Here is a 26,743-nt window from a genome sequence, read left to right as displayed (position 1 = left end):
TTTAAAATATAAATTGTTTGAGTTTGTTGTTAACTTTTTCCAGCTCAATCATGTTATTGGTTTCTGTATATAAAATAGAAAGAGCTTTAAGAACATTCACGGAATTTGGATTAATTTCTCCCGCTTCAAGCAAGTGTTTCTTTGCCAAGGGCAGGTACTTTTCTTTCGTTTCCTTTGATTTCAGAAACAAATCTAAATAAAGAAGTCCCAACGAATAGTGACCTTCGTAACTATTCTGCTCTAAAGAAACTACCTTTTTATAAAATTGTTCTGCTTTCGGTTTTTTCCCTACGGATTCGTAAGCAAATCCTGCTAGATAATTTAAACTCGAATTGTTTCGATCCAGCTCGAGGGCATTATCGATTAACTCCTCAACGCTTGAAAAGGAACCGCTATCTACATAAATGTTAATTTCTTTAAATAAGATATCCCTGTTGCCAGGAAAGGCTTTTCGTCCCTCCTGAAGTACTTCCAGTGACCTGCTATGATTTCTTACAGTTTCGTATAAATTAGACAGGGCCAGGAAATAATCGGGCTGCGATTTCTGCTTGTCTTTTATCAGCTGCTCATAATAGTCGATAGCCTTGTTAATGTACCCTAATTTTTCACTCAGAATAGCCAGGTTGTACGTGACGAAATAATTACCTGAGCTCAGGGAATCAACTGCAAGGTAAGCTTGATATGCCTCAGGGTAATTTAAGGCGGTAACCGCTCTGTTTGCCTTTAACAGCCATGCTTTTGCCAATTGTTTCTTTACGAAGGATATTTCAGGCTCGTGCTCGTCATTCAATTTTGGATTTTTCAATCGATTCATTGAAAAGACAGCCTCAGCTATCGGGTCTTTCTGGTACTTAAGCTTTCGGGTGGAATCAGCATAAGCAAGAGATGAATAAACCAGAGCTCTTATCAGGTTGCTTCGGTAGGCGAAAGAGTCTTTTTTTGTTTTATAGGCCTCGTCTATCGTCTTTTTCGCTTTTTCCAGATCCGAAAAATCGTTCTTAGAAGTATAAAGGGCAAAGTTGTTCATAGCCTCTTTAGTAAGTGTCTGTGCGTGAAGTACGCTAGTAAAACACACCCAAAAAGGAATTATAAACAATTTTGCCCTTCTCATGGAATAGATGCCGTTCTTATTCTTCCTCTAACGAATCATCTCCCTCATTGTTATCTTCAGCATCTAAATCATCCTCAGCTTCATCTAAATCAGGTTCTTCAGCCGCACTAGCCTCCGCTGCGGCAATCTCCTCATCGCTAAGTGCTACCACTGCTTCCGTATCTACTGCTTCCTCATCATCATGTTCCACCTTAGCAACTGATGCAATTTCATCCTCTCCTTTCAGTGAAATTAAGCGTACGCCCTGTGTTGCCCGTCCCATTACACGTAAACCTGATACGGCTATCCGAATCACAATCCCCGACTTGTTGATGATCATCAAATCGTCCTTGTCTGTTACATCTTTGATGGCAACAAGTTCACCGGTTTTATCAGTGACATTCAGCGTTTTTACCCCTTTACCGCCCCGGTTGGTGATTCGGTAATCTTCCAGGTCGGTCCGCTTACCGTATCCTTTTTCTGAAACTACCAGAATAGTCGACTCTGGATTGTTGATGCTAATCATCCCGATAACTTCATCCTTCTCGTGTGCTAGCGAAACACCTCTTACACCTGTCGCGGTACGTCCCATCGGTCTTACGGTAGATTCATTAAAACGAATCGCCCTTCCAGACCTCAGTGCCATGATTATCTCACTGCTACCGTCCGTTAAGTTCGCTTCCAACAAACTATCGCCTTCATTAATATTGATAGCATTGATACCGTTAGCCCGCGGACGAGAGTAAGCTTGCAGAGAAGTTTTCTTGATGGTACCTTTCTTGGTACACATGATGATAAAGTTATTTTCAAGGTACTCCTGATCTTTGAGGTTTTTAACCTTGATATACGCTTTAATCTTCTCTTCTTTCGGGATATTGATAATATTTTGGATAGCTCGTCCCTTACTTGTTCTGGTGCCCTCGGGAATTTCAAATACCCTTAACCAATAACATTGTCCGTTTTCCGTGAAGAACAGCATGTAGTTATGGTTCGAAGCGATGATGATATGCTCAATAAAATCCTGATCGCGTGAGTTCGAACCTATTGATCCTTTACCACCACGTGCTTGCGTGCGATATTCTGTAAGCGGGGTTCGTTTGATATAGCCTTCATGCGAAATGGTAATTACTACGCCCTCATCTTCAATGAAGTCTTCCATCCGCATGTCTTCTGCCGAGTGGACAATGGTTGTTTTGCGCTCATCACCATACTTCTCTCGGATCTCAACCAGTTCGTCTTTGATAATTTGCATGCGCAAACCTTCATCTGCCAGGACAGACTTTAAGTACTCGATTGTCTTCATCAGCTCAGCGTACTCATCTTTGATTTTATCCCGCTCCAGTCCGGTCAGCCGACGCAGCGTCATGTCGAGGATCGCCCGGGCCTGAATGTCTGACAAACCGAACTTTTCAATTAGGCCGGTACGAGCATCTTCAGGAGTAGGAGAGCTGCGAATCAGCTGAATAACTTCGTCCAGGTGATCCAGTGCTATAAGTAAACCTTCAAGAATGTGAGCACGTTTCTCAGCCTCTGCCAGTTCAAATCTTGTTCTTCTAATCACCACTTCATGACGGTGGTCTACGAAGTGTCTGATAAGATCCTTCAAGTTCAATAACATTGGCCGGCCATGGACGAGGGCAATATTATTGATACTGAAAGAGGTTTGAAGCGCGGTATACTTATACAGGTTGTTTAAAACAATAGAGGCGTTTGCGTCGCGTTTTATTTCGTATACGACGCGCATTCCATCCCTGTCAGACTCATCCCGGATCTCCGAAATTCCTTCAATTTTTTTCTCATTAACAAGCTCTGCTGTTCTTTCGATCATCATCGCCTTGTTAACCTGATAAGGAATTTCGTTTACTATAATGCGCTCCCTGTCGTTACCATAGGTTTCGATTTCGGCTTTGGCGCGCATTACCACCCGTCCCCGGCCTGTCTCGTAGGCATCCTTCACGCCACTGTGGCCGTAAATGATACCGCCTGTAGGAAAATCAGGGGCTTTGATGTACTGCATTAAACCGGAAACCTCGATATCCCGATCGGCGATATAAGCTACAGTAGCGTCAATCACTTCGTTCAAGTTGTGAGGCGCCATGTTCGTTGCCATACCTACCGCAATACCAGAAGCTCCATTAACAAGAAGATTTGGAATTTTTGATGGAAGGACGGTTGGCTCTTCAATAGAGTCGTCGAAGTTAAGCTGATAGTCAATAGTATCTTTGTTGATATCGGCCAGCATCTCTTCAGCAATCTTTTTAAGCCTTGCCTCTGTATAACGCATCGCTGCCGGACTATCGCCATCTATTGATCCGAAGTTACCTTGTCCGTCTACCAAAGGATAGCGTAAACTCCAGTCCTGGGCCATACGCACCATCGTGTCATAAACAGACGAGTCACCGTGAGGGTGATATTTTCCAAGAACGTCTCCCACAATACGTGCAGACTTTTTGTATGGCTTTCCGCTGGTAACACCTAAGTCCAGCATCCCATATAAAACACGTCTGTGTACAGGCTTTAGCCCGTCCCTGACGTCAGGAAGTGCACGAGAAACAATTACCGACATCGAGTAGTCGATGTAGGCGGCTTTCATTTCTTCTTCGATATTTATAGGTATGATGCGGTCGTTAGCAGGTTGTAAATTGTCGTTTTCTGTTTCTTCGGCCATCTTTAGATCGTTCCTTTATGAAAATTTAATTCGCTCTTCAGAGCGACCTGCGAAGATAAGAAAATAAGCGGGTTCGCGACTCCCTGTTGAAAAGTTTTAAGTGTGGATAAAACCAGAAAAAGTATGTTAGAAGAAGTAAAAAGCGCGGTTATAGCCGAATAAACAACCCCGTTTAGGCCCAGTCGATTCCCTTTTTAAGCAGACTTAGTGTTTTTTCTTCTTCGCTTCCTGCTGCAGGCTGATAGTTGTACTCCCAGTTGGCTTGAGGCGGCAAACTCATCAGGATAGATTCTATGCGGCCATTGGTTTCAAGGCCAAATTTAGTGCCGGCATCGTACACCAAATTAAACTCTACATACCTGCTCCGCCGTTGATATTGCCATTGCTTTTGTTCTTCTGTGAAGACGTCATAGCGGTTTTTGTTCACCAACTCGGTATAAATGGGGACAAAAGACCGGCCTACTGCTTTTGAAAATTCAAAAATCTCCGGCCAGCCGATTTCCGCCGATGCCGGATTAAGTCGATCATAAAATATACCTCCAATTCCCCGGGTTTCATTTCTGTGTTTAATAAAGAAGTAGTTATCAGCCCAGGTTTTGAATTTGCTATAGAAGTTCTTGTTGAATTTGTCGCATACGTTTTTTAGGGAGTTATGAAAAAAACGGGCATCGTCCTCGAAAACATAATGGGGCGTAAGATCTATTCCGCCCCCAAACCATCGCAAGTCTTCATTCATCTCAAAGTACCTGATATTCATATGAATGATTGGTACAAGCGGATGATTAGGATGAATTACAATAGAAACGCCGGTGGCGAAAAAGTCGTCGTCTTCCACCTTGAAAGATTGCTTAACCGGCTCAGGCAACTTACCGTAGACGGCGGAGAAATTCACCCCTCCTTTTTCGAGCACCTCACCTTTTTGAATGATCCGGGTTCTCCCGCCTCCGCCTCCTTCCCTTTCCCAAACTTCTTCCTCGAACCTCGCTCGGCCATCAAGTGCTTCAAGGCCGGAACATATTTCGTCCTGGATTTTCTGATATTCTAAGGCGATGCTTTCTCTGCTTATCATCCTGCAAAGATGCTTTTTCTATAGAAAATAAAACAGAAGATATTTAGGAAAGTATGTTGTGCTGACCTGTCGCGTCTTCCTCCAGATAGTCCAAGTCTTTGCTAAAGCTTTCCTTTAGCTGACTCAATGCGAACATGGCTATCGCGGTTAAAAGAAAGACAACAATGTAAGCGCTGTAAATTATTCCAAACTGTTTAACGAAGAACTCAAATAGAAAAGTGGTGGGAATAAGAGCCCCTCTTACAAAATTAGGAGCTGTGGTTGTAACGGTCGAACGAATGTTAGTTCCGAATTGCTCTGCAGATATGGTGACAAATGTAGCCCAGTATCCTACAGCAAAGCCCATAAATAAGCATAGCCAAACGAAGGCTGAGTTAGTCAAGCCTGTGCTACTAAGGTAAATGGTCGAGGAAATTATTATCAGAATCTGAAAGACAAAAACGGTAGCTTTTCGTGACTTGGTTAGTTGTGCAAATAAACCAGCGAAAATGTCGCCTACAGAGATACCAATGTAAGTAAACATGATTCCAGTAGCGGCGCTTAGTGTTTGCGGAGCTCCTAAAGCTTTTCCAAATTCTGGTGATTGTGTTACCAGTATTCCTACTACAAACCAGATGGGGAGGCCAATGCAAATGCAATATAAGTATTTAAGAAAGCGCTCCCGATTAGTAAAAAGTATCCTGATATCTCCTTTGGAAACATTGCTTTCCGATACGCTCTTAAACATTCCAGATTCGAATGTTCCAATTCGAAGTAGCAGAAGAAGTAGCCCCATTCCGCCGCCAACAAAATAAGAAGTCTGCCAACTAAAATGCTGCGATACCGCCACTGCTGCCAATGCACCAAGTACGCCAACACCAGCAACGAGCATAGTACCATAGCCTCTGTGTTCTTTGCGCATGGTTTCGCTAATTAGCGTTATTCCAGCACCCAATTCCCCGGCCAAACCAATCCCGGCAATGAATCGGATAATAGCGTAAGAATTAATGTCGGTTACCAGGCCGTTAGCGATATTGGCTAATGAGTATAAAAGAATAGATCCGAACAGCACTTTAATTCTGCCTAGTTTGTCCCCTATTATTCCCCATATAATACCGCCGAGCAATAGGCCTCCCATTTGCATGTTCAGTACATACTCGCCCATCACCCTCATTTTATCCTCCTTAATACCGATGTCGTGAAAACTCTCGATCCTGACAACAGAAAAAAGAACCAGGTCATAAATATCTACGAAGTAACCTAATGCGGCAACGATAATAAGAAGAATGATGTTTCTCTTGGAAGACTCGGGTTTGCTCATGTAGTCTCGTGGGTTTTGAAACTACAAAGAAAATAAATATTAGGGAATATAAGTAAGTAGCGGCCAGCGAGACAGCCGCCGCTACTTCGTTAATTAGGATTTAATGCTTAAGGTGCTGGAGTCGTACCAGTTCCAGTTCCGGTTCCAGTTCCAGTTCCAGTTCCGGTTCCAGTTCCAGTTCCGGTTCCAGTTCCGCCTGTACCTGTACCAGTACCAGTTCCACCTGTGCCGGTTCCAGTGCCTGTACCTGTTCCAGTACCAGTTCCACCGGTGTCAGTACCAGTACCAGTACCAATACCACCTTCTCCAACTCCACCGCCTGGTGCAGTACCGGTTCCGGCTGTGTCGGTCATCATGGTATCCGTACCTAAGCCGTCTTCTGTTCCGGCTGTATCGGTCGCGTTATTGTTTTGGCCTCCTGAGCAGGCAGCCACCGAAAATGCAATTCCAAGTGATGCGATTGCAAGTTTCAAAGCTTTAGTTTTCATAGACAGATGTTTTTAGTTTTAATGTTTTTTTTGATCCAACTTACTTAACCGCTGGGCAAGGAATTTGTTTAATGATTGAATATTAAAATTCGTTTAAACGGATCTTTTTGAGCATATTCGTCTTGTATGCTTGTTTCTGAAAGGGTGTTAAAATGGGCCTTAAGGGCATATCCGCCCCTGCTATTACAAAGAGTATGGGTTAAAAAAATTGATAAGGGGTTTTGTGGTGCTTCCGTAAAAATATTTCGTTCGATATTAAACATCAATTACAATCGTTCAATTTTTGGCGGCACTATCTTTAGCGGTGCAGACCCTGTATATCCCGTTTTGTTGTATCAACTGTTGAGACGGAAGGGATTGAATTGTATTATCTGGGTGAAAAAGTCGGAGGTGAACTTTCTCAAACCTGGAAATTCGAACCTGACCTTTGATGTAGCGATACCCGAAGAAGATTTGGATAGATTGATTAAAGAGCTGCTTGATCTAGGAAAGGTAGTACAACCTTTTGAAATAGAGATGTTTGACAGAGAGCAGCGGCTCTGTGTTACCATTCGGGTTGAAATTTATATCCGACACTTGGTTGCTGCCTAAAAACAAAAAAAGAAGAAGAGGATTATTAAATAGATGAGTAATTTAAAGCCTTACCATATAAAGCAATTAATATTTGAGGGAGAAGGTGTAAACGTCGACTTTAAAAAGACGATTACATCTTGTGAGAAGATTGCTAAAACAATGGTTTCATTCGCAAATAATAAAGGCGGCCGATTATTGGTTGGCGTTGCCGACAACGGCGACATTAAGGGGGTAAAGTCAGAAGATGAAGAAAAGTATATGCTTACCAAGGCTGGCACGTTCTTTTGTCGCCCAGCTCTAGAGCCTTTGTTCGAAGAGATCTATTTTGATGGTAAAATTGTGCTTGTAGCCGAAATTAAAGAAAGCGACATGAAACCGCATTACGCCCTGGGCGAGGATAAAAAGTGGTGGGTTTACGTTCGCGTGAAAGATAAAAGTCTCCTGGCCAGCAAAATCGTGGTGGATGTACTAAAAGGAAGTTCAAAGGACGAGGGTGTTCTTATTGAATATTCAAGTAAGGAAAAAGCCCTTTTGGAATATCTGGACGAGAACGAAAGAATTACAGCTAAAGAATACAGCAAAATGCTGAACCTGTCGAGGAGAAGAGCTCAGAAAATATTGGTAAATCTGGTGCTTTCGGGAGTCATCCGGGTTCATACTACCGAAAAGGAGGAGTTTTATACTGCTGCCTGATCTCCCCCATCTGATACTTCAATTCTGGGTAAATACCGTTTTTATACTTTCGGAAAATTTTCAAAAGTTTTGCTTTCATTAAAACTTTCTTCATCTTTGCAACCTAATAATGATGGTACTAAGCAACGTATATATTTGGTGGTGGAACTTCGATTAATCGAGGGGCCCTCTGCATGTATATGTTTCTAAAAATAAACAGGGTTGCTCTTAAGGCAACCTTTTTTTTTGCCACCTGGTCGGAGACAAAAACGTTATGAAAGATATTTTAAATCACCTGTTTGAACACAAAACCTTTACTAAGGGAGAAGCGAAAAGTATATTAAAAAATATAACTACCGGAAAGTTTAACAACTCGCAGATGGCAGCGTTCATGACGGCCTATTGTATGAGAAGTATCACTGTTGAAGAGTTGGAAGGGTTTAGAGATGCTATGCTTGATCTTTGTCTTTCTCCAGGTTTGGAAGGGTATAGCCTCATCGATCTTTGTGGCACGGGTGGCGATGGAAAAGATACCTTCAATATCTCTACGCTGGCTTCTTTCGTTACTGCAGGCGCTGGATATAAAGTTGCTAAACATGGTAACTACGGGGTTTCTTCCGGGTGTGGTTCTTCAAACGTGATGGAGTTTTTGGGATATCAGTTCACGAACGATGCTGCAAAGCTTCGGCAAAGTGTAGAAGAAGCCGGGATTTGCTTTTTACATGCTCCCCTTTTTCATCCGGCCATGAAAAATGTGGCACCTATCCGAAAGGAACTAGCTGTAAAAACCTTTTTCAACATGTTGGGTCCGCTCGTTAACCCAGCTCTTCCCGAGTATCAGTCGGTTGGAGTTTTCAGTTTGGAGCTAGCCCGTATTTATGCCTATCTCTATCAGAAGTCTGATAAGAAATATACCATATTGCATGCTCTTGATGGATATGATGAAATATCACTAACAGGAAACTTTAAAACGTTTTCTCACCGGGGCGAGCATATCTACTCTATAGAAAGGTTAGGTTTTGAACGGATATCTGCTAGGCAGATAGGCGGCGGAAATACGGTAGAGGAGTCGGCTAGGATCTTTATAGACGTTTTAAAGGGAGAAGGAACAACTGCTCAAAATAATGTGGTTTTATGTAATGCAGCTATTGCTATTAAAACCGTTGATGATACTAAATCGTTCGCTGATTGTTTTTATGAAGCAGAAGAGTCGCTACTAAGCAAACGGGCCTTAACAAGTTTCAATAGATTAATAGCGGTGAAATAATGATTAGGTCGTTAAAAATAAAGGTTTGCGGAATGCGTGAACCGTCGAATATTAATGATCTGGCAAATCTACGACCCGACTACATGGGCTTTATTTTCTATCCTGCTTCAAAAAGATTTGTGGAGGCACTAGACCTTGAGACTTTGGCTCATCTTCCTTCATCAATTAAGAAGACTGGCGTATTTGTGAATAGCAGCTTAGCCGAGGTTGAGGCCAAAGCTGAAGAGTTTAAATTAGATGCATTACAGCTGCACGGACAGGAGTCTCCGGAATTTTGCTCAGTATTAAAAAACAAAGGATTTGAAGTTATCAAGGCATTTGGAGTGGACCCAGACTTCCAGTTTACAGTTTTAGATAGTTATACTAAAGCGGTCGACTATTTTCTTTTCGATACTAAAACTGTAGCACATGGCGGGTCGGGGGAAACATTTAATTGGTCGTTGCTGACGAAATATCAATTGAATGTCCCTTATTTCTTGAGCGGCGGACTGTCTGCAGAAAATGTTCTCGAGGTAATAACTCTAGACGACGACCGGCTCTATGCAGTTGATCTGAATAGTAGATTTGAAGTTAGACCGGGACTAAAAAACATAGAGTTGCTGGGTTCGGTAATTGATAAATTAAAACAGGCGCACTTAAGCGAATAAACTTATACATATGAGTTATCATGTAAATGAAAAAGGATACTATGGAAACTTTGGCGGGGCTTACATCCCCGAAATGTTGTATCCAAACGTTGAAGAATTACGGGACAATTATTTGAAGATCATGGCTGAACCTGCCTTTCAGGAAGAGTTTCAGGAACTCCTTCGTGATTATGTGGGTCGTCCTTCTCCGCTCTATTTCGCTAAGCGATTGTCTGAGAAATATGGCGCCAACATTTATTTGAAGCGTGAAGATCTTAACCACACGGGCGCTCACAAAATTAACAATACCGTAGGCCAGATCCTGCTTGCGCAGCGTTTAGGTAAAAAAAGAATTATTGCCGAAACAGGAGCCGGCCAGCACGGTGTAGCAACTGCAACTGTTTGTGCGCTAAAAGGCATCGAGTGCGTGGTTTACATGGGAGCTGTGGATATTGAACGTCAAGCTCCGAATGTAGCCCGGATGAAAATGATGGGTGCAACTGTAATTCCGGCAACCTCAGGAAGCCAGACACTGAAAGACGCGACAAATGAAGCGCTCCGGGACTGGATCAATAACCCTGTTGACACCCATTATATTATCGGCTCTGTAGTAGGCCCTCACCCCTACCCGGATATGGTAGCGAGGTTCCAGGCGATTATTTCTGAGGAAACCCGGAAGCAACTGACCGAAAAAATAGGCAAACCAAACCCCGACTATGTTATGGCCTGTGTAGGTGGCGGAAGTAATGCGATCGGAATGTTTTATCATTTCTTGGATCAGGAAGATGTGAAACTAATTGCTGTAGAAGCTGCAGGAAAAGGTGTTCATACAGGGGAATCTGCAGCCACCACAGCATTGGGTAAGGAAGGTGTTTTGCATGGAAGCAGATCCATCGTAATGCAAACGGAAGACGGTCAGGTGATTGAGCCGTATTCCATCTCTGCTGGTTTGGATTATCCTGGCATTGGCCCTCAACATGCACATCTACATACTTCTGCCCGCGCGAAATATGTAAGTATTACCGATGAGGAATCGTTAGAAGCAGGTTTGCAGCTGTCAAGGCTGGAAGGAATTATCCCTGCTATTGAAAGTTCGCATGCGCTAGCTTATCTGGAAAAAATGCAGTTTAAGGGAGATGAGACGGTGGTGGTATGCTTATCGGGACGCGGGGATAAAGACCTTGCTACCTATATGAAATATTTCGGATTATAAACAGCGTATCCCTTTCATCAGCTTGAAATTATGAACAGACTTAAACAACTTTTTGAGGAGAAAAAAGGAAATATCCTTTCAATATATTATACTGCCGGCTATCCCAACTTAAACAGCACCCTGGATATAGCTGAGGCGCTGGAAAAAGCAGGGGCCGATTTTCTGGAAATTGGCGTTCCCTATTCCGATCCGCTGGCAGATGGCCCGGTAATTCAAAAGAGTTCCCAAACTGCTATAGATAATGGCATGACGGTGAAGCTGCTTTTTGAACAGCTGAAGGATTTGAGAAAGCGTGTTTCCATTCCGGTATTGCTGATGGGATATGTGAATCCTGTCTTGCAATATGGAGTAGAAAATTTTTGTGCTTCCTGCGCGGAAGTTGGAGTGGATGGTGTTATTGTGCCTGACCTGCCTATGTACGAGTATGAGGAAATGTACAAGGATTGTTTCGAGGGACATAAACTGAGCAATATTTTCTTAATTACACCTACTACCTCTGAGGCTCGTATCAGGAAGATCGATGAGTTGAGCAACGGTTTTATTTACCTGTTAAGTACATCATCTACTACTGGAAAAAACCTGTCGGTATCTAACGAGATAGAGGATTACTTCGCTAGGATTAAGGGGATGAATCTAAAGAACCCGACGATGATTGGTTTCGGGATTTCAGATAACAAGAGCTTTAGCAAGGCAAGCGAATATGCCAATGGAGCAATTGTAGGCAGTGCTTTTGTGAAATTGATGGGTGAGGAAAATTACCTGGAAAAGATCCCGGCTTTTATCAGTTCGATGAAAGGGAAAGAAGCCATGACGGTATAAGATATAAGGAGTTGGAACAGTGTTTCTGACTCCTTTTTACTTTATACTTCAAATCGAAGAGCTGTCGTTGTAAGCTAAACCCGACAGCAGCGGATACCGGCCCTGCGGCTTAGGCCGAGCATCAAGACCTGTGTGAAGGCGAGCAGTAAGAGCGGATGGCGGGACCGAAGGAGATTGCTGTACTGCTGCTCTTTTTCAAAAAAATATTAGCTTTTGTCTATCACTTTAGCCACCTGGAAATAAGTCCCGTCGTGCTGCGGCGCGTTAGAGAGTGCCTTTTCAGGTGTAATTTCTTTTTTAGCTTCGTCCTCTCTAAAAATATTGATCTCGTCGGTAAGATAAATTAGCGGTTCTACAGCGCTTGTATCCAGTTCATTAAGTTTTTCCATGAAGCTGAGGATATTATTCATGTCTTTCAGTAGCGATTCTTTCTCGTTATCAGTTACTTCCAGTCGTGCCAGGTGAGCAATTTTTGCAATTGTTTCGTTATCTAACTTCATGTTTTGTTAATTCTGCCTGTATGGTTTCATACACCCGATCTCTTAATGCATCAGCGTCGTCAATAGTTAAGCCGGTGGTTTCGATGGGGGCGTGAACGCAAATATGAGAAATTCCGGGTTTACTTCCATAAATACTTCCGTCGTCCCACATTTTCTTGTAAATGTCGGGAACGGTTACCGGAACTATTGCGACTTTCTGTTCAATGGCAAGCCGAAAGGGACCGTTTTTGAACAAATGTAGTTGGGGAGGATATTCGTCTCCAATCTTACCTTCTGGGAAGATTACCATACTGAATCCGTTTTTTAGGTACTCTTCGGTTTTTTTGAACGCCTTGAAAGCAGATATTTTGCTTTCGCGATTGATAGGGATGTCAATGGTTTTAAACCAGAGACCTGTAATGGGATTGTTCAGCAACTCGTCCTTGCCGAGGAATGCAAAGTCCTTTTTTACCAGCAGGGTGAGCGCCGTGATGTCGAGGTTAGACGTATGGTTGGAACAGAAAATGTAGTTTCTTGACCAATCGAGCGGTTTTTCGTAGTGATATTTATAAAAAAGACCTGCGAATGCCGAGCTGATGAAGGCGTAAAATCTGCGCACATGGTTCAGGGTAGTATACCTCTCCGGTTTACGGGAAAAGTAGTATAAAACCGGATATAGCAATGCGAAAAAAAGAGCAACACTAGCGATGTAAAAATACCGGTGCAGCTTCCTGAAAAATAGTTTCATTGAATCCAAAAATATAAAAAATCCTTACTTTCGCCCGTTATGGAAACTGTTGTAAGCGGTATCAGAAGTACCGGAAAACTTCATTTAGGGAATTATTACGGAGCTGTACAGAATTTTGTTAAGATGCAGCATGAATATAACTGTTACTTTTTTATAGCAGATTATCATTCGCTTACGACCCACCCTACTCCTGATGATTTGCATGGCAATGTGAAGCAGGTTCTGATTGAGTATCTGGCGGCTGGAATTGATCCAGAAAAGGCTACCATATATGTACAGTCTGATGTACCTCAGATAGCAGAATTATATTTATTTCTGAATATGAACGCTTATCTCGGTGAACTAGAGCGAAGTACTTCATTTAAAGATAAAGTTCGAGCGCAGCCGGATAATGTGAATGCAGGCCTCCTCACCTATCCAGTGCTGATGGCCGCCGATATTATTATCCATAAAGCCACCAAAGTGCCTGTGGGGAAAGATCAGGAGCAACATCTGGAAATGGCCCGGACATTTGGGAATCGCTTTAACCGATTATATCAAACTGAATATTTTCCCGAGCCCTACGCGTTCAGTTTCAGCAATAAGCTGGTAAAGGTGCCCGGACTAGATGGTAAGGGGAAAATGGGAAAATCGGAAGGTGAAGCTAATGCGGTTTATCTCTCCGACAGTCCGGAGGTGATACGTAAGAAAGTAATGCGGGCAGTTACAGATAGTGGTCCTACTGAAGAAAATCAGGCAAAGCCGGAAGCAATTCAGAATTTATTCGATTTGATGAAGATTGTTTCTTCTGTTGACACGTACAAGCACTTTGACGACTTGTATAACAAATGTCAGATCCGCTATGGAGACTTTAAAAAGCAGCTGGGAGAAGATATGGTCCTTGCTACCACTCCTGTTAGGGAACGTATTGCTGATATCGCGGCAGACGCTGATTACTTAAGCAAAGTAGCGAAGTTAGGAGCTGAGAAAGCCCGGGAAAGTGCCGGCAAAACCATCAGGGAAGTGAGAGAGATAATCGGTTTCAGAAGTTTTTAGATCTTATTGTGCTCTGGACCATACATCCAGTTTTTTGAAGTTTTTACTTATATCTTTTAACTTTACCCGATGCATATTGCAATTGTAGGAAATATAGGGGCCGGTAAAACCACATTAACGGAATTATTAGCAAAACACCTGGGTTACGAACCTCAGTTTGAAGCGGTAGATAACAATCCTTACTTGGAGGATTTCTACAATGACATGAAGCGCTGGAGCTTCAACCTTCAGATTTATTTCCTGAATAGCCGCTTTAATCAAATAACGGAGATTAATAAGCTAAACAAGAATATTGTTCAGGATCGGACGATTTATGAAGACGCTTATATTTTTGCGGAGAACTTGCATGATATGGGTTTGATGACCACTCGGGACTATGAAAATTACCGAGCCATATTTGAAAACATGACTTCGTTTATCAAAGCTCCTGATTTGCTCATTTATTTGAAGGCTTCTGTTCCTACCCTTGTTAATAACATTCAGAGACGCGGCCGCGAGTACGAAGCAGGCATCCGGTTAGATTATTTATCTAAATTAAATGATAAGTACACGAAATGGATAGGTAACTATAAAAACGGCAAATTGCTGGTGCTTGATAAGGACAAGCTTGACTTTGCCAACAATCCTGAAGACCTGGGTTATATCATCCAAAGTATTGAAAGGGAAATGCACGGACTTTTCTAAATCTGAAACCAATCATATAAACCTCAATTATGCGAATTCTAGGTGTAATTCCCGCCCGTTTTGCTTCTACCAGATTTCCCGGTAAACCTCTGATCGATATCGATGGTAAGAGCATGATACAACGTGTTTACGAACAAGCCCTGAAGGCAGAGAAATTAGATGAGGTGGTAGTGGCTACAGATGATGAGCGGATTTTGATGCACGTGCGGGAGTTCGGAGGGCGGGCGCTGTTGACAGCAGATACACATCAGAGCGGCACTGATCGCTGTGCAGAAGTAGCGCAAAAACTACCGGGGTTTGACATAATCATCAACATACAGGGTGATGAGCCATTTATCAACCCTAAACAAATTGATCTTTTGTGTAGTTGCTTTGCCGAGGCAGAAACTGCGCTGGCCACCTTGGTTAAAAAGATAAATTTTGAAGAGGAGTTGTACAATCCTAACTCCCCTAAAGTAGTTTTAAATAAGAATTCAGAAGCTATTTATTTCAGCCGTGCTACTATTCCTTTCGTAAGGGGGAAAGAGGCTTCGGACTGGCTTCAGAGCAATATCTTTTACAAGCATATCGGTATTTACGGATATCGTATTGATACCCTGCTTTCAATTACCCAACTACCCGTGTCCTTGCTGGAGAAAACCGAAGCCCTCGAACAATTACGTTGGATTGAAAATGGGTACAGAATTAAGGTTGCCATAACTGATATCGAAACGGCTGCGGTGGATACTCCCGAGGATCTTAAGAAAGTTCTCAAAGAGCGGTAGTAGTTTAGCCTAAACCTTGTTCCCTTTCTTTTTTATTAGTGCCTTCTCAAATGTGGCAAGGAAATTGTCCTTACTTATTTACTTTGATATTTTACTTACGACAATAGGTTGGACTCTACAGTCATAAGCGATTTTAAGTGATAACAAAGGTGTACTTAGCGTTGGATCTTACTTTAAGATTATATATACAAGCAGACGCTGTGTAGAAAGCAAGGCAGCGATGTACTACTATCTATACACGGCCAATTTGAAAACAGGAACTATTTAAAACTATTAATACATATGCCAAAAAAGTCTAACCTACAAGATCTAAACAGCACAATTAACTTATTTTTAAAAGAACTGCCTGATCCTACTACTAGTATGCAGTCTGTTTTTTTAAAAGAACTAGCAGTCGAAGACCGGAAAATAGTGCTGCTTGCCCAGCAGATAAAAGGGGCAAATGGCATGACATGGAATGTTAACGTTTGCTAATTCATAATGTAATATTGATGGGGCTCCACTTTTGAAGAAAGAGTGGGGCTTGTTTTTTTATTCCCTTTTCACCTTTATTAACTTCCCCTATCAACATTTGCTCAATCAATTACGTTCTATTCTACAAAAAAGAAGCGTATGAAGTTGGTATTTCCCCTTTCGGGACTATTGCTTTCTCTTGTGCTATTTAGCGCGTGTAACGTTACTGGTCCTTCCGGATTTTTCGGAAAACGGAGTCCTCATGAGCAGTACGGACAAAGTTTAACTAATGCGGGTTTGAACAAAACAGCTTTGGGTAAAATGTGGTTTGGCCAGGCGGAGCGCAGTTTGAACAATCCCCTTCAGGTATCAGTTCCCTACAAGGAAACAGGCTATTTTCCCGCTGATCAACCAAGAGCCTCAGCATTGAGGTTTGAAGCGAAGAGAGGAGAGCTAATCACGATCTCGCTAACAAAGAAGCCTCAAAGAAACTTCACTATTTATGTCGACCTATGGGAAGATCGGGAAAGTCGGGACAAAAAATTGCTTGCTTACGCTGATACAACAGGAAATCCTTTTAAGCATGAGATTGACGATTCTGGTACTTATATTTTAAGATTGCAGCCCGAACTTCTTGCTTCAGGCGAATATACCCTTACTATCACAAGCGGGCCTTCACTGGCCTTCCCCGTGAAAAGTGGAAAGATAGGCAGCTTTTGGGGGGCTGATCGGGATGGTGGCGCCAGAAGACATGAAGGAATAGACATCTTTGCGCCAAGAAGAACCCCGGCTATTGCGGCTGCCGATGGAGTAGTGAACAGAGTGACCATAAATAAATTAGGCGGTAAGGTAGTTTTTTTGCGTCCTCAGGGGAAAAATTACAGCCTTTACTACGCCCATCTTGATGAACAGCTGGTGGAAGCCGGACAACGCGTGAGGCAGGGAGATACCGTAGGTCTGGTGGGAAATACAGGGAATGCCATCTCTACTTCGCCTCATTTGCATTTTGGAATTTATACTTTCGGCGGAGCTATCGATCCCTTACCCTTCGTAAATCCTTCTCGTAAAACACCTGTGGATATCACTGCTCCCCAGCCGAACATCGGAAGATCTGTTCGAACACGAACTGGCTCAACAACCATTCGGAGGGCTCCCGCTGCTTCCGCAGATGCAGTTAGCAGTCTAAAAAGCAATACTCTTCTTCAGGTTCAGGCAGCAGCAGCAGGTTGGTACAAAGTAATCCTTCCCGACGGCAAAGAGGGGTTTGTAACGAGCAGTTCCGTCTCTTCAGCAACCGCTCCCCTACGACAGCTCCGGCTGGCTGAAGAGAAGCCACTACTTGCTCACGCTGATCTTGTAGCACCCAGAAAGACGACGTTGCCCGCTGGTGAAACAGTAGAAGTAATAGGCTCTTTTGATAATTTCCTTTTCATTCGAAAAGGAAATGAAAATGGCTGGATTAGCGCGGAATGAAATCAAAGGGAATTATCGGATTATAATTCTAGTTGTTACCTTCAGGGCATGAAAACTGAAAAGTTAAGCGAAATAAAAAAAGAACTACGCTCGCTTAATCATGAACAGCTGGTTGAGATTACGTTGCGTCTGACTAAGTACAAAAAAGACAATAAAGAATTTTTAAACTACGTCTTATATAACGCTGACGATCCGCTTGGGTACGGTGAGGAAGTAAAAGCTGCACTACTGGAGGAGTTCCAAACGCTAAAAAAATATGATTATCGAAGTGCGAAGGAGCTGAGAAAAATTCTGAGATCGATTTCGAAACATGCCAAGTACACGGGAACTGTAGAGGTAGAAATAGAACTCCTGTTATGGTTCTGTCGGAACTATTTGGTTCACGTGGATACCAGGTCAAATTACAAGCCGCTTCAAACTATTTTCGTTCGACAACTGGAGAAGCTCCGGAAGCAAATCTTAAAACTCCATGAGGATCTCCAGTTCGACTACTCAACAGAGTTCGATGGTTTATTGAACGAAGCGGACGAAAGATTAAGGTGGTTGGATAAAAAACAGTTTGAGATGTAACAAAATGTTTAAACAAGCATCTTAAAGGAAATGTCCAGTAAGGAAGCTCGCTTTAAAGAGATTTTTAAGGCTAATTCGAAAAAGATTTATCATTTGTGTTACGGGTATACCGGTGATGAGGAGGCGGCAAACGACCTCATGCAAGAAACTTTTCTTAAAGTCTGGCAAAGCCTGGACAAATTCCGCAACCAGGCCATGATCTCCACTTGGATCTACCGGATCGCTGTTAATACATGCCTTTCGTGGTTGAGAGTAGAAAAGCGAATGGCTAAAGACGAGCTGACCGATAATATCATCGAGAATAAACACGAAGAATTATCAGAGAAAAATGAGCAGGTAGCTCTTCTTTATAAATGTATTTCCCAGTTGGAAGAGAATGAACGTATCATCATTACAATGGTATTAGATGAACTCCCTTATTCCGAGATTGCGGAAATATCCGGTGTTTCTGAGGGGAATCTAAGGGTGAAAATACATCGGATCAAACACAAACTGACTGAAATATATAACAGATATGAAAGATTTTGATGCACTGAGAGGTATATGGCAGGGTCAGGTTTCCGCGCCGCGGCTGAGTGAGGACGAGGTGCTGAAGGAAGTACGAAGGTCAAAGAGTAGTTTTGCAAGTAAGCTTCTTTTCGAGACCTTGGGAATGTCAGTTGCTATACTTGTTTTTGTGCTTATTTGGGCAACAAAGGCTTTCAGCATGTGGACCTCTCACCTCTCTATTCTTATTTTTATTTTTTGCTGCCTGTACTACATCGTGTTGCAGATTGCAGATTATAGAAGTATTTCGAATAGCGATGCGCTGTTAAAGCAACCGGAAGAGTATGTCGAATACCTGAAGTTCTATCAGCGGAAGCGTTATCAGCTGAATACGAAAAAATACACCGTTTATAGTGTTTTTATAGGATTGGCTTTTGCACTTTACTTCGTGGAGGTCTACTTCACCGCACCACTTTGGCAAACGCTGACTGGCGTCGGATTTACAATTGCCTGGTTTGTAGCCTGTGCTTTCCTGATGCGGGTATACATAAGAAAAGAGCAGGATCGTCTTGGAGAAATGATAGAGAGTCTGGAGAAACTGAAGAAGCAGTTTGAAGAGGACGAGTAGGCCCTTAGAAACGAGGTACCCGCACTTTTCCTATTCTCAGCGACCAACCTTCCTCGTAATACGGTAAGTCCTATCAGTTTTGCTCTACCGGCAACCACACTGTAAACTGCGAGCCCTCACCCACCGTCGACTGCACCTCAATATCTCCATTGTGGTTTTTAACCGTATTGTAAGATATGGACATTCCGAGCCCGGCCCCTCCTCCGAATTCCTTCGTGGTGAAGAAAGGTTCAAAGACTCGTTCCTTTACAGCTTCCTCCATTCCAATTCCGTTGTCCTTTATGCTAACAAAAAGTGCGTTATCCCTCACGCCGGTTGCTATTTCAATAGCGCCGCCCTGCTCGTCGCCGAATTTCAGCTGAATAGCATGAATAGAATTCAGTAAAATATTCAAAAAGATTTGGTTTAGTTTTCCGGGATAGCATTTTAAAGCAGGTAAATCCGCATATTTCTTTTCTAGACGGATCTTTGTTAGAAGATGGTTGATAATCAATAAAGTAGAGTCAAGTCCCCTATTGATGTCGACATACTTCAAATCGTTTTCATGTACTTTGGAGAAGATTCTTAACCCATCTAAAATCTTAAGCGTTCTGCCTGATCCCTCCGCAATACCGTTGAACAGATAGTTCACTTCCGTTTTCAGATAGTCAAAATCAATTTTCTCGTTGTATTCTCTTAATAGTTTTTTCTTCTCGGGTACTGAAGCTTTGGAATTGATCAACTCCTCCATCATCTCAATCAGATGAAACAATTCATCTACATCCCGACGCAAAGGAGATACATTAGCAGCCACAAAATTGATGGGGTTGTTAATCTCATGAGCAATCCCACGTGAAAGAAAGCCAAGAGAAGCCATTTTTTCCGATTGCAACAACTGGTTTTGAGCTATCTCCAGATTATTCAGGGTCAGCATCAGTTCTGAATTTGCTTCGTTCAACTGCGAGGTTCTGTTTTTTACTTCCTGCTCTAGCAGGATGTTGTGCTCGCGAACCATACGTTCGTTCTGTTGTGCCACCTGAACCAGTTCTTCCTGATACTTCTCTTTTTCTGCTTTTAGTAGTTTGATGCGGTCGGCAAGTGCGAAGGCCAACAAGGAAACCTCTACTGCGGAGGCGGCGATCACCGAGTAACTGGTGAACAAATTATAGGGAAGAATTCCGAGGTCTTTGAGGATAAAAATGGCCATTCCGATTGTAAAAACAGACCACCCTGCAAAAAAATACCTAGCGGGGCGGTAGCCTCTCTTTACCGAGATGTAAGACATTGGCAGGATCATCAGGGTGAAAAATATGGTTGCCAGATGCATCAGTTGAAAACCTGCGGCCAGCTTGCCTAAGGCGGTGAGTACAAATGACAGAGCAAAAAGTCCAGCCAGGAACAAGGAAACCATGAACATCTTTTTGGAGTAATCTCTCGTGCGGAGAAAAGTATTGGCGAACATGAGTCCTCCAATACTGCTTAAACAAGCAAAAAAAATCACGCTTTTTTGTTCGAACTCCGGGTTTCCGGGCCAAAGATATTGGTACGAATAGCCTTTGATCCCGACATGGGTTAAGCACAAAAAAAGTACATAAGTTATATACCAAAGGTAACTGGTGTCCCTGATCGAGAAAAACAAAAAAAGGTTGTAAGCAATCATGACAAGAGAAATCCCTACGAAAATGCCGACTATGAGGGTTTCTGTATTAAGCTGCTCCCATAGATGTCGCTGCCGGCCAATACTAATAGGAAGGAAAATGGGCTCGGCGCTAACTGCTTGCAGATAATAGGTAACCGTTGAATCTTTAGGAATTCGAAGATCAAAAATATAGTTTGGATGTTTTATTGCTCTTAGCTCAAAGGGTTGCAGCTGGCCAGTTACCCGCTGTTCGATCCCTGATGAAGTGACAGCGTAAAGATCAATCCTGTCAATTAAGGGATAAGCCAGGTCTAAGAACACAACAGGGTTTGAGCTCTTATTTGTAACTGAAAAACGCGCCCAGTTATACTGTTTGTTTGAATTAACGCCCAGATTGGGAACATGGGATCCGCTTTTTTTGAAGTTGGTTGAGCGCATCACTTCTTCAATTTTCAGGTCTTCTTCCGTTTGAAGAAGCTCCAGTTGCGCTCCGATTTTTAATCGTTTAGTTTGATCGGTGATAAGCACCTGTGCCTTACAGCAGAAGGCAAGAAACATTATTAAAGAAGCAACTAGAAACTTCTTTGATAACAGCGTGTAAAACATAGTCGCAGTAATGGCTTATTTTTGTTGCTAACCCTCAGTGGATAAAACGCACTTGAAGTGAGTTGATGGCCTTTTGGCTAAGGTACATCTTAAATTAATGTTTTTAAAAGCCAGTCGGCGTTTTCTTTACTCAGGATAATAGTAATTGTAAAAAAGAAAAATTCTTCAGATGCTTGCAATATGAAAAATGACACCAGCGCAGACGGGAACTATGAAGATGCCGGAAGTTTTGAACAACGGCTGCACGATGCACTTTGTGAGAAGCTGATAGAACTTGGGGAGATTAAAACACCTGGAGAATTTTTAGCGTCGTACCCTAAGGACCGACTGGCTGAAGTGCACGATAACCAAACCGGTGCTTATTTTCTTATGAAGGGCGAAAAGCCGCTGAAGTTGGTAGAGTACAACCTGCTGACTTACTCGGTAAAACTAATCAACTGATTTCTCGGATAACGACCTCTCCTATCACTTCGTCACAACTTTCTTACGATTCTATGCCAACGTTTGCATTGGTTTTTTTAAATTCGCCTTAGCATACAAGTTACTAACCTACTAAGCCGCAAGAATGAAAAAGTTATTTACGCTTCTAGCAGTTGTTGTTTTTATTACGTCAGCCTCCTTTGTCTCTCAGAAAAAAACGAACTATGATTATCCCTTTCAAGACCCTGATCTTCCTTTGGAAAAGCGAGTTGATGATTTGGTGTCTCGCTTGACCCTGGAAGAAAAAGTCGCCCAAATGCTCAACGCCGCACCAGCCATTCCCCGTCTGGGTATTCCTTCCTATGATTGGTGGAACGAGGTGCTGCACGGGGTGGCCCGAACTCCTTATAAAGTCACCGTGTATCCGCAAGCAATTGCCATGGCGGCTACCTTCGATACTACCTCGCTTGCTACGATGGCCGATTTTTCAGCATTGGAAGGACGGGCGATTTATAATAAGGCTATCGCCGACGGTAAATCAGGACAACGTTACGTCGGGTTAACCTACTGGACTCCAAATATTAACATTTTCCGTGACCCACGCTGGGGGCGCGGCCAGGAAACTTACGGAGAAGACCCCTTCCTCACTGCCATGCTCGGTAAAGCTTTTGTGCATGGCTTGCAAGGAGACGACCCTAAATATTTAAAAGCTGCGGCTTGTGCTAAGCACTACGCTGTTCATAGCGGCCCCGAACCTCTTAGGCATGTTTTTAACGTTAATCCAAGTAAATATGATCTTTGGGATACTTACCTGCCAGCCTTTGAAGAACTAGTGGTGAATGCCAAGGTCGCGGGTGTGATGTGTGCCTATAATGCCTTCCAGGGGCAGCCTTGCTGCGGTAGTGATGTGCTAATGAATGACATTCTACGCAATCAGTGGAAGTTTACCGGCTATGTTACTTCCGACTGCTGGGCAATTGATGATTTCTTTAAAAATCATAAAACTCACCCAGATGCCGCCAGCGCTTCCGCGGATGCGGTGTTACACGGAACAGATATCGATTGTGGGACGGATGCATACAAAGCTCTTGTGCAGGCAGTGAAAGAAGGCAAGATAACAGAAAGGCAGATAGACGTTTCTGTTAAGCGTCTGTTTTCCATTCGTTTTCGTCTTGGGATGTTTGATCCTGTAGCGATGGTTAAGTACGCTCAAACTCCTGCCTCTGTCATTGAGAGTGCTCCTCACAAAGCTCATTCTCTAAAGATGGCGAGACAGTCGATGGTGCTGCTGAAGAACGAGCAGAACACGTTACCACTTAATAAAAAGATTAAGAAAATTGCAGTTGTTGGTCCAAATGCTGATAACTCGATTGCTGTACTTGGAAATTATAACGGTATTCCCAGCGAAATTGTAACTGCTTTACAAGGTATAAGAAACAAGGTTGGCAAGGATGTGCAAGTAGTATATGAGCCAGCCACTACCTTCACTAAAGACACCTTGCTGGTTTACAAGGATGTCCGCAAGCAATATAGTTTTAACGGCAAGCCTGGTGTACAAGCAGAGTATTTCAATAACAAGGAATTAAAAGGCAGTCCTCTTGTCACGAGAATCGAGCAGGATGTAAATCATTTTTGGCAGGAAGGTCAGGTAGTAGTGTCGGACATGAAGGCCTATGATTTTTCAGCAAGGTACAGTAGTGATTTTACGGCAACATCCGACGGAGACATTACTTTCGAGGTGGAAGGCGATGACGGCTACCGTTTGTTTATTGACGGCAAAGAAGTACTAAATGCCTGGACCAGGAATAGATGGGGAGCAAGAAATTATAAACTTTCGACCGTCAAAGGGAAAACTTACCGATTGGTGCTGGAATATTACCAGGCTGACGGTAAGGCTTCTATAAAACTGAGAGCTGGAAATTTTGCAAAGACAGATTTTAATGCGCTTGCAAAAAGAGTGAAGGATGCTGATGCCATAGTCTTTGTAGGGGGTATTTCCCCTCAGCTCGAGGGCGAAGAAATGAAGGTGAATGAACCTGGATTTGATGGCGGCGACCGTACCAGTATCTTGTTGCCAAAAGTACAAACCGAAGCTATGAAAGCCTTGAAATCAACGGGTAAACCCTTGGTTTTTGTGATGATGACAGGTAGCGCTATTGCAACTCCCTGGGAGTCGGCAAATGTCCCGGCTATTCTCAATGCTTGGTACGGCGGGGAATCTGCGGGTACCGCTATCGCCGATATTTTATTCGGTGATTACAATCCTGCCGGTAGATTGCCCGTAACATTTTATGCAAGCGACAAGGACTTGCCTGACTTTAACGATTATTCCATGAATAACCGGACTTACCGCTACTTTACCGGCAAGCCCTTGTATAGCTTCGGACATGGTTTAAGCTACACTAGTTTTTCCTACAGCGATCTTAAACTTCCCCAGGTAATAAAAGCGGGAGCTGCGGTACCGGTCAGCGTGAAGGTGACGAACACCGGAAAAAGAGATGGCGAGGAAGTTGTTCAGCTTTACCTTACCCATGCGGCTCAAGGCATCAAAACGCCGATCCGAGCGCTCAAAGGTTTTCAACGAATTCACCTGAAGAGTGGAGAAAGCAAGGTAGTGAGCTTTATGCTCCGCCCGCAAGATTTGAAAGTAATTGATCAAAACGGTGCTGCTAAAGACGTTCAAGGAAGGATCGTAGTGAGCGTTGGCGGCAGTCAGCCGGACGCAACCACGAAGTCAAGTAGAAAAACAGTAGAAGGGAATTTAACCCTTTCTATTTAATGCCTGTAACAAAGGAGGCTCCTGCGGCCTCCTTTGTTTTTATTACCCTCCCCCCTGCCGCAGATATTTGTTCAAGCTCATCAGGTTCTGGACGGCGCTGCCCATCGTATTGTTGAAATATATAAATACGGTCTTTTTTTCTTCTTCCCACTCTTGGATATACGAAGCAAATTCAGACAAAAAATCGTCGGAATAACTCCCCCTGTAACCGCCATTCGGTCCGTGGAATCGTAAATATGCGAAGTGCAGAATTTCCTCAGGTATGGGCGGACTTGAAGCTGGAAGATCTTGTATAACCATGGATGCCTTGTATTCATCAAGTAAGTCGCTGATGTCATCGCGGTACCAGCTTCGGTTTCTGAATTCTACCGCTATTCGCCAGCCGTATGCTGCATTTGTCTCCTGGATTTTTCTAAGAAGCCGTTCAAATGCTGCTATATGTTCTACCCCCACGCTCGGCGGAAATTGAACCAGGACGCAGGCTTTTTTCTCTCCTACTTCACCAATTCGTTCAAAAAATACCTCCAGATGCTCATCAGAAAAATTTAACCCTTTTGCGTGCGTGATCTCTTTCCATAACTTAAAGGTGAACTTAAAGTGTTGCGGAACGGATTCTGCCCATCTCTTAACTGTTTTTGCAATAGGTAGCTTATAGAAAGAGCTGTTAACCTCCAGGCTGTTGAATAATGATGCGTAGTATTCCAGTCTGCTTCGCTCTTGAAATTCGGGTGGGTAAAGGGATTTGTTGGGTACAGGAAGCACAATTCCGCTTGCCCCGGTATAAAGGTTTCTACTGCTTAAGTCCATAAAGGATGAACAAGTTAAGAAGCAGGATGTTGATGGCGGGACTTCTTCGTATTTTAAAGAACAAATTCCTGGTGTTAGAGTTGTTTTTTATCATGCTACACCTATGGAAACTAAACAATTATCAGAAAAACCTACTATTCATCTGGTGACGGGACTTGGAGCCGCGGCCCTCGCCGCAGGCCCCCTTAGAAAGACAAAAGCTCAATCATTTTTATTTTCTGTTGCAGTTCAGCAGCTCTTAACCTGGTACTTCACTTCAAAAAGAGACGCGGCTAAAAAGAAATTACCTATCGCGGTTGCGGAGAATTCAAAGTCAGCGGATGTCAATGGAATTCGCATGCGGTGGGAGGAACATGGAACGGCAAATGCAGATGGAGTGCCAGTGGTACTGGTTCACGGACTTCCTACCAACCCAAGGGTGTGGAGATATGTAATACCGAACCTTACAGAAAAAAAACGGCAATGCCTTGCATATGAGTTGGTAGGATTTGGTTGGTCGATGAAAGAAGGGTGCGGGCGTGATATTTCCGTAGCTGCCCAGGCAGAATATTTATACCAGTGGTTGCAATATCTGGGAGTTTCGAAGGCAGTTTTTGTGGCGCATGATTTGGGAGGAGCCGTTGTTCAGCGGCTGGCAGCAAATAAGCCAGAACTGTTTGCCGGTCTTGTTCTAATTGATTCTGCGAGCCCGGATAATTTGCCAGCGACTATTAACTGGATAACAAAGTTTGCCCCCGGTGGGATTGACAATCTGTCTCCTACTCTTCTGAATCCGTTGTTCAAAGGCATGATGGCAAGTTTAGGGCACTCAAGTAAGGTTGTCAAACATGAGTCGCTCAAGTTGTTTTGGGCTCCTTATAACTGGTCAGGAGGACCGAAAGCCTTGGCTCACCAGCTCCACGATTTTCAATCTGCAGAGGTGCTGGATACAGCTGAAGTACTAAAGTCTGTAGAGCTCTCAATCCCGAAAAGGGTGATATGGGGAGAACAAGATCCTCTCGGTCTGGAATCTGCCACCCTTCTTGCGAATGCTCTCAAAGCTCCGCTGATTACCATCCCACAGGGAAAGCATTTTGCGGTTGAAGATCATGCAGGGGTGGTATCCCGACAAATCCTTGAATTGTTAGACGAGTTAGAAAATCGTGCTAGTGTTTGATGGCTGCAGGACATCTCTTCCTGCTAATGGGGCCGGTCTAGCAAATATTCACTTGGATTCCTAGCCCTAATGGGCGACTGGCTGCTCCAGTACGTCCAAGGTATTAAGACTACTGCTAAGGCTTTCAGCTTTTTAACTAATGACCAGTAAAAAGATAAATTATCAGTAAAGCTCATTCTAGATTTCATATCGATTGAAATCGCTTTGGAGAATAGAATTGTCAGGTAATGAGATAGTTTCGGCATAAATACT

At 43.2% G+C, this 26,743-nt stretch carries 26 protein-coding genes; 17 read left to right on the top strand and 9 right to left on the bottom strand.

The window, feature by feature from the left end; genetic code table 11:
• Window position 1: 1 nt before the first annotated feature.
• The 5 genes from J4N23_RS01925 to J4N23_RS01905 all read right to left on the bottom strand — a co-directional run bounded on the left by J4N23_RS01925 (window position 2) and on the right by J4N23_RS01905 (window position 6,615).
• Window positions 2–1,027, bottom strand: coding sequence for a lipopolysaccharide assembly protein LapB (locus J4N23_RS01925; protein ID WP_207425318.1), 1,026 nt, complete (start codon window positions 1,025–1,027; stop codon window positions 2–4).
• A gap of 100 nt (window positions 1,028–1,127) precedes the next feature.
• Window positions 1,128–3,758, bottom strand: a complete 2,631-nt coding sequence (gene gyrA / locus J4N23_RS01920; protein WP_207425317.1) for a DNA gyrase subunit A — start codon at window positions 3,756–3,758, stop codon at window positions 1,128–1,130.
• Between the two features lie 172 nt (window positions 3,759–3,930).
• Complete coding sequence (gene hemF, locus J4N23_RS01915; protein ID WP_207425316.1) at window positions 3,931–4,827, bottom strand: oxygen-dependent coproporphyrinogen oxidase; 897 nt, start codon at window positions 4,825–4,827, stop codon at window positions 3,931–3,933.
• Window positions 4,828–4,870: 43 nt separating this feature from the next.
• A complete protein-coding gene (locus J4N23_RS01910; RefSeq protein ID WP_207425315.1) occupies window positions 4,871–6,127 on the bottom strand; it encodes an MFS transporter in 1,257 nt (418 codons plus the stop codon).
• Between the two features lie 107 nt (window positions 6,128–6,234).
• Complete coding sequence (locus tag J4N23_RS01905; RefSeq protein WP_207425314.1) at window positions 6,235–6,615, bottom strand: hypothetical protein; 381 nt, start codon at window positions 6,613–6,615, stop codon at window positions 6,235–6,237.
• Between the two features lie 126 nt (window positions 6,616–6,741).
• Between J4N23_RS01905 and J4N23_RS01900 the strand changes: the two genes are divergently transcribed.
• The 6 genes from J4N23_RS01900 to trpA all read left to right on the top strand — a co-directional run bounded on the left by J4N23_RS01900 (window position 6,742) and on the right by trpA (window position 11,785).
• Complete coding sequence (locus tag J4N23_RS01900; RefSeq protein WP_207425313.1) at window positions 6,742–7,206, top strand: DUF4442 domain-containing protein; 465 nt, start codon at window positions 6,742–6,744, stop codon at window positions 7,204–7,206.
• Window positions 7,207–7,239: 33 nt separating this feature from the next.
• Complete coding sequence (locus J4N23_RS01895; RefSeq protein WP_207425312.1) at window positions 7,240–7,881, top strand: ATP-binding protein; 642 nt, start codon at window positions 7,240–7,242, stop codon at window positions 7,879–7,881.
• Between the two features lie 253 nt (window positions 7,882–8,134).
• Entirely contained in the window at window positions 8,135–9,127 is a 993-nt protein-coding gene (gene trpD, locus J4N23_RS01890; RefSeq protein ID WP_207425311.1) for an anthranilate phosphoribosyltransferase, read from the top strand.
• Between the two features lie 32 nt (window positions 9,128–9,159).
• Window positions 9,160–9,774, top strand: coding sequence for a phosphoribosylanthranilate isomerase (locus J4N23_RS01885; protein ID WP_207425310.1), 615 nt, complete (start codon window positions 9,160–9,162; stop codon window positions 9,772–9,774).
• Window positions 9,775–9,784: 10 nt separating this feature from the next.
• A complete protein-coding gene (trpB, locus tag J4N23_RS01880; protein WP_207425309.1) occupies window positions 9,785–10,966 on the top strand; it encodes a tryptophan synthase subunit beta in 1,182 nt (393 codons plus the stop codon).
• Between the two features lie 30 nt (window positions 10,967–10,996).
• On the top strand, window positions 10,997–11,785 hold the full coding sequence (gene trpA / locus J4N23_RS01875; protein ID WP_207425308.1) for a tryptophan synthase subunit alpha: 789 nt from the start codon (window positions 10,997–10,999) through the stop codon (window positions 11,783–11,785).
• Between the two features lie 206 nt (window positions 11,786–11,991).
• Here the strand turns inward: trpA and gatC are convergent, their stop codons facing one another.
• Both gatC and J4N23_RS01865 read right to left on the bottom strand, forming a co-directional pair.
• A complete protein-coding gene (gene gatC, locus J4N23_RS01870; RefSeq protein ID WP_207425307.1) occupies window positions 11,992–12,285 on the bottom strand; it encodes an Asp-tRNA(Asn)/Glu-tRNA(Gln) amidotransferase subunit GatC in 294 nt (97 codons plus the stop codon).
• Window positions 12,272–13,012, bottom strand: coding sequence for a 1-acyl-sn-glycerol-3-phosphate acyltransferase (locus J4N23_RS01865; protein WP_207425306.1), 741 nt, complete (start codon window positions 13,010–13,012; stop codon window positions 12,272–12,274). Before J4N23_RS01865 ends, gatC begins: the two co-directional genes overlap by 14 nt.
• A gap of 39 nt (window positions 13,013–13,051) precedes the next feature.
• Here J4N23_RS01865 and trpS point away from each other — a divergent pair, with 39 nt between their 5' ends.
• The 8 genes from trpS (at window position 13,052) to J4N23_RS01825 (ending at window position 19,105) form a co-directional block, all read left to right on the top strand.
• A complete protein-coding gene (gene trpS, locus J4N23_RS01860; protein WP_207425305.1) occupies window positions 13,052–14,047 on the top strand; it encodes a tryptophan--tRNA ligase in 996 nt (331 codons plus the stop codon).
• 69 nt (window positions 14,048–14,116) lie between these two features.
• Window positions 14,117–14,731 (top strand): deoxynucleoside kinase, encoded by a 615-nt coding sequence (locus tag J4N23_RS01855; protein WP_207425304.1) that lies wholly within the window; start codon window positions 14,117–14,119, stop codon window positions 14,729–14,731.
• A 29-nt stretch (window positions 14,732–14,760) separates the two neighbouring features.
• Window positions 14,761–15,495, top strand: a complete 735-nt coding sequence (kdsB, locus tag J4N23_RS01850) for a 3-deoxy-manno-octulosonate cytidylyltransferase (RefSeq protein WP_207425303.1) — start codon at window positions 14,761–14,763, stop codon at window positions 15,493–15,495.
• A gap of 282 nt (window positions 15,496–15,777) precedes the next feature.
• Window positions 15,778–15,969: a hypothetical protein gene (locus J4N23_RS01845; protein WP_207425302.1), complete on the top strand. Its 192-nt coding sequence runs from the start codon at window positions 15,778–15,780 to the stop codon at window positions 15,967–15,969.
• A gap of 138 nt (window positions 15,970–16,107) precedes the next feature.
• Window positions 16,108–17,421, top strand: a complete 1,314-nt coding sequence (locus tag J4N23_RS01840; RefSeq protein ID WP_207425301.1) for a M23 family metallopeptidase — start codon at window positions 16,108–16,110, stop codon at window positions 17,419–17,421.
• A 48-nt stretch (window positions 17,422–17,469) separates the two neighbouring features.
• Complete coding sequence (locus J4N23_RS01835) at window positions 17,470–17,991, top strand: hypothetical protein (RefSeq protein ID WP_207425300.1); 522 nt, start codon at window positions 17,470–17,472, stop codon at window positions 17,989–17,991.
• A 30-nt stretch (window positions 17,992–18,021) separates the two neighbouring features.
• Window positions 18,022–18,519: an RNA polymerase sigma factor gene (locus tag J4N23_RS01830; protein ID WP_207425299.1), complete on the top strand. Its 498-nt coding sequence runs from the start codon at window positions 18,022–18,024 to the stop codon at window positions 18,517–18,519.
• Window positions 18,506–19,105 (top strand): hypothetical protein, encoded by a 600-nt coding sequence (locus J4N23_RS01825; RefSeq protein ID WP_207425298.1) that lies wholly within the window; start codon window positions 18,506–18,508, stop codon window positions 19,103–19,105. The genes J4N23_RS01830 and J4N23_RS01825 overlap by 14 nt, the downstream gene beginning before the upstream one ends.
• A gap of 73 nt (window positions 19,106–19,178) precedes the next feature.
• Here the strand turns inward: J4N23_RS01825 and J4N23_RS01820 are convergent, their stop codons facing one another.
• Complete coding sequence (locus J4N23_RS01820; protein ID WP_207425297.1) at window positions 19,179–21,281, bottom strand: 7TM diverse intracellular signaling domain-containing protein; 2,103 nt, start codon at window positions 21,279–21,281, stop codon at window positions 19,179–19,181.
• 228 nt (window positions 21,282–21,509) lie between these two features.
• Here J4N23_RS01820 and J4N23_RS01815 point away from each other — a divergent pair, with 228 nt between their 5' ends.
• Together J4N23_RS01815 and J4N23_RS01810 are read left to right on the top strand one after the other, a co-directional pair.
• The gene (locus tag J4N23_RS01815) at window positions 21,510–21,770 is read left to right on the top strand and encodes a hypothetical protein (protein ID WP_207425296.1); all 261 of its coding nucleotides are present in this window, start codon (window positions 21,510–21,512) and stop codon (window positions 21,768–21,770) included.
• Between the two features lie 124 nt (window positions 21,771–21,894).
• Window positions 21,895–24,528, top strand: a complete 2,634-nt coding sequence (locus J4N23_RS01810) for a glycoside hydrolase family 3 C-terminal domain-containing protein (protein WP_207425295.1) — start codon at window positions 21,895–21,897, stop codon at window positions 24,526–24,528.
• A 42-nt stretch (window positions 24,529–24,570) separates the two neighbouring features.
• On the opposite strand, the gene J4N23_RS01805 is transcribed toward J4N23_RS01810, so the two are convergent.
• Window positions 24,571–25,335 (bottom strand): DUF72 domain-containing protein, encoded by a 765-nt coding sequence (locus J4N23_RS01805; RefSeq protein ID WP_207425294.1) that lies wholly within the window; start codon window positions 25,333–25,335, stop codon window positions 24,571–24,573.
• Between the two features lie 103 nt (window positions 25,336–25,438).
• Between J4N23_RS01805 and J4N23_RS01800 the strand changes: the two genes are divergently transcribed.
• The gene (locus J4N23_RS01800; RefSeq protein ID WP_207425293.1) at window positions 25,439–26,491 is read left to right on the top strand and encodes an alpha/beta fold hydrolase; all 1,053 of its coding nucleotides are present in this window, start codon (window positions 25,439–25,441) and stop codon (window positions 26,489–26,491) included.
• The last annotated feature ends 252 nt before the right edge of the window (window positions 26,492–26,743 follow it).

This window comes from Pedobacter sp. SYSU D00535, from assembly GCF_017355855.1.
Taxonomy (GTDB): Bacteria; Bacteroidota; Bacteroidia; order Sphingobacteriales; family Sphingobacteriaceae; genus Desertivirga.
Note: the sequence above shows the minus strand (reverse complement) of the source record. Positions and strands in the feature narration are given on the sequence as shown.

What these genes read in the sequence shown, in the direction of transcription:
- hemF (WP_207425316.1), bottom strand. Translation starts at nt 4,827, where the DNA reads ATGATAAGCAGAGAAAGCATCGCCTTAGAATATCAGAAAATCCAGGAC.
- J4N23_RS01825 (WP_207425298.1), top strand. Translation starts at nt 18,506, where the DNA reads ATGAAAGATTTTGATGCACTGAGAGGTATATGGCAGGGTCAGGTTTCC.
- trpD (WP_207425311.1), top strand. Translation starts at nt 8,135, where the DNA reads ATGAAAGATATTTTAAATCACCTGTTTGAACACAAAACCTTTACTAAG.
- J4N23_RS01855 (WP_207425304.1), top strand. Translation starts at nt 14,117, where the DNA reads ATGCATATTGCAATTGTAGGAAATATAGGGGCCGGTAAAACCACATTA.
- J4N23_RS01910 (WP_207425315.1), bottom strand. Translation starts at nt 6,127, where the DNA reads ATGAGCAAACCCGAGTCTTCCAAGAGAAACATCATTCTTCTTATTATC.
- J4N23_RS01895 (WP_207425312.1), top strand. Translation starts at nt 7,240, where the DNA reads ATGAGTAATTTAAAGCCTTACCATATAAAGCAATTAATATTTGAGGGA.
- gatC (WP_207425307.1), bottom strand. Translation starts at nt 12,285, where the DNA reads ATGAAGTTAGATAACGAAACAATTGCAAAAATTGCTCACCTGGCACGA.
- trpB (WP_207425309.1), top strand. Translation starts at nt 9,785, where the DNA reads ATGAGTTATCATGTAAATGAAAAAGGATACTATGGAAACTTTGGCGGG.
- J4N23_RS01900 (WP_207425313.1), top strand. Translation starts at nt 6,742, where the DNA reads ATGCTTGTTTCTGAAAGGGTGTTAAAATGGGCCTTAAGGGCATATCCG.
- J4N23_RS01905 (WP_207425314.1), bottom strand. Translation starts at nt 6,615, where the DNA reads ATGAAAACTAAAGCTTTGAAACTTGCAATCGCATCACTTGGAATTGCA.
- J4N23_RS01815 (WP_207425296.1), top strand. Translation starts at nt 21,510, where the DNA reads ATGAAAAATGACACCAGCGCAGACGGGAACTATGAAGATGCCGGAAGT.
- gyrA (WP_207425317.1), bottom strand. Translation starts at nt 3,758, where the DNA reads ATGGCCGAAGAAACAGAAAACGACAATTTACAACCTGCTAACGACCGC.
- J4N23_RS01925 (WP_207425318.1), bottom strand. Translation starts at nt 1,027, where the DNA reads ATGAACAACTTTGCCCTTTATACTTCTAAGAACGATTTTTCGGATCTG.
- trpA (WP_207425308.1), top strand. Translation starts at nt 10,997, where the DNA reads ATGAACAGACTTAAACAACTTTTTGAGGAGAAAAAAGGAAATATCCTT.
- J4N23_RS01865 (WP_207425306.1), bottom strand. Translation starts at nt 13,012, where the DNA reads ATGAAACTATTTTTCAGGAAGCTGCACCGGTATTTTTACATCGCTAGT.
- J4N23_RS01885 (WP_207425310.1), top strand. Translation starts at nt 9,160, where the DNA reads ATGCGTGAACCGTCGAATATTAATGATCTGGCAAATCTACGACCCGAC.
- J4N23_RS01820 (WP_207425297.1), bottom strand. Translation starts at nt 21,281, where the DNA reads ATGTTTCTTGCCTTCTGCTGTAAGGCACAGGTGCTTATCACCGATCAA.
- J4N23_RS01845 (WP_207425302.1), top strand. Translation starts at nt 15,778, where the DNA reads ATGCCAAAAAAGTCTAACCTACAAGATCTAAACAGCACAATTAACTTA.
- J4N23_RS01840 (WP_207425301.1), top strand. Translation starts at nt 16,108, where the DNA reads ATGAAGTTGGTATTTCCCCTTTCGGGACTATTGCTTTCTCTTGTGCTA.
- J4N23_RS01830 (WP_207425299.1), top strand. Translation starts at nt 18,022, where the DNA reads ATGTCCAGTAAGGAAGCTCGCTTTAAAGAGATTTTTAAGGCTAATTCG.
- J4N23_RS01835 (WP_207425300.1), top strand. Translation starts at nt 17,470, where the DNA reads ATGAAAACTGAAAAGTTAAGCGAAATAAAAAAAGAACTACGCTCGCTT.
- kdsB (WP_207425303.1), top strand. Translation starts at nt 14,761, where the DNA reads ATGCGAATTCTAGGTGTAATTCCCGCCCGTTTTGCTTCTACCAGATTT.
- trpS (WP_207425305.1), top strand. Translation starts at nt 13,052, where the DNA reads ATGGAAACTGTTGTAAGCGGTATCAGAAGTACCGGAAAACTTCATTTA.
- J4N23_RS01805 (WP_207425294.1), bottom strand. Translation starts at nt 25,335, where the DNA reads ATGGACTTAAGCAGTAGAAACCTTTATACCGGGGCAAGCGGAATTGTG.
- J4N23_RS01800 (WP_207425293.1), top strand. Translation starts at nt 25,439, where the DNA reads ATGGAAACTAAACAATTATCAGAAAAACCTACTATTCATCTGGTGACG.
- J4N23_RS01810 (WP_207425295.1), top strand. Translation starts at nt 21,895, where the DNA reads ATGAAAAAGTTATTTACGCTTCTAGCAGTTGTTGTTTTTATTACGTCA.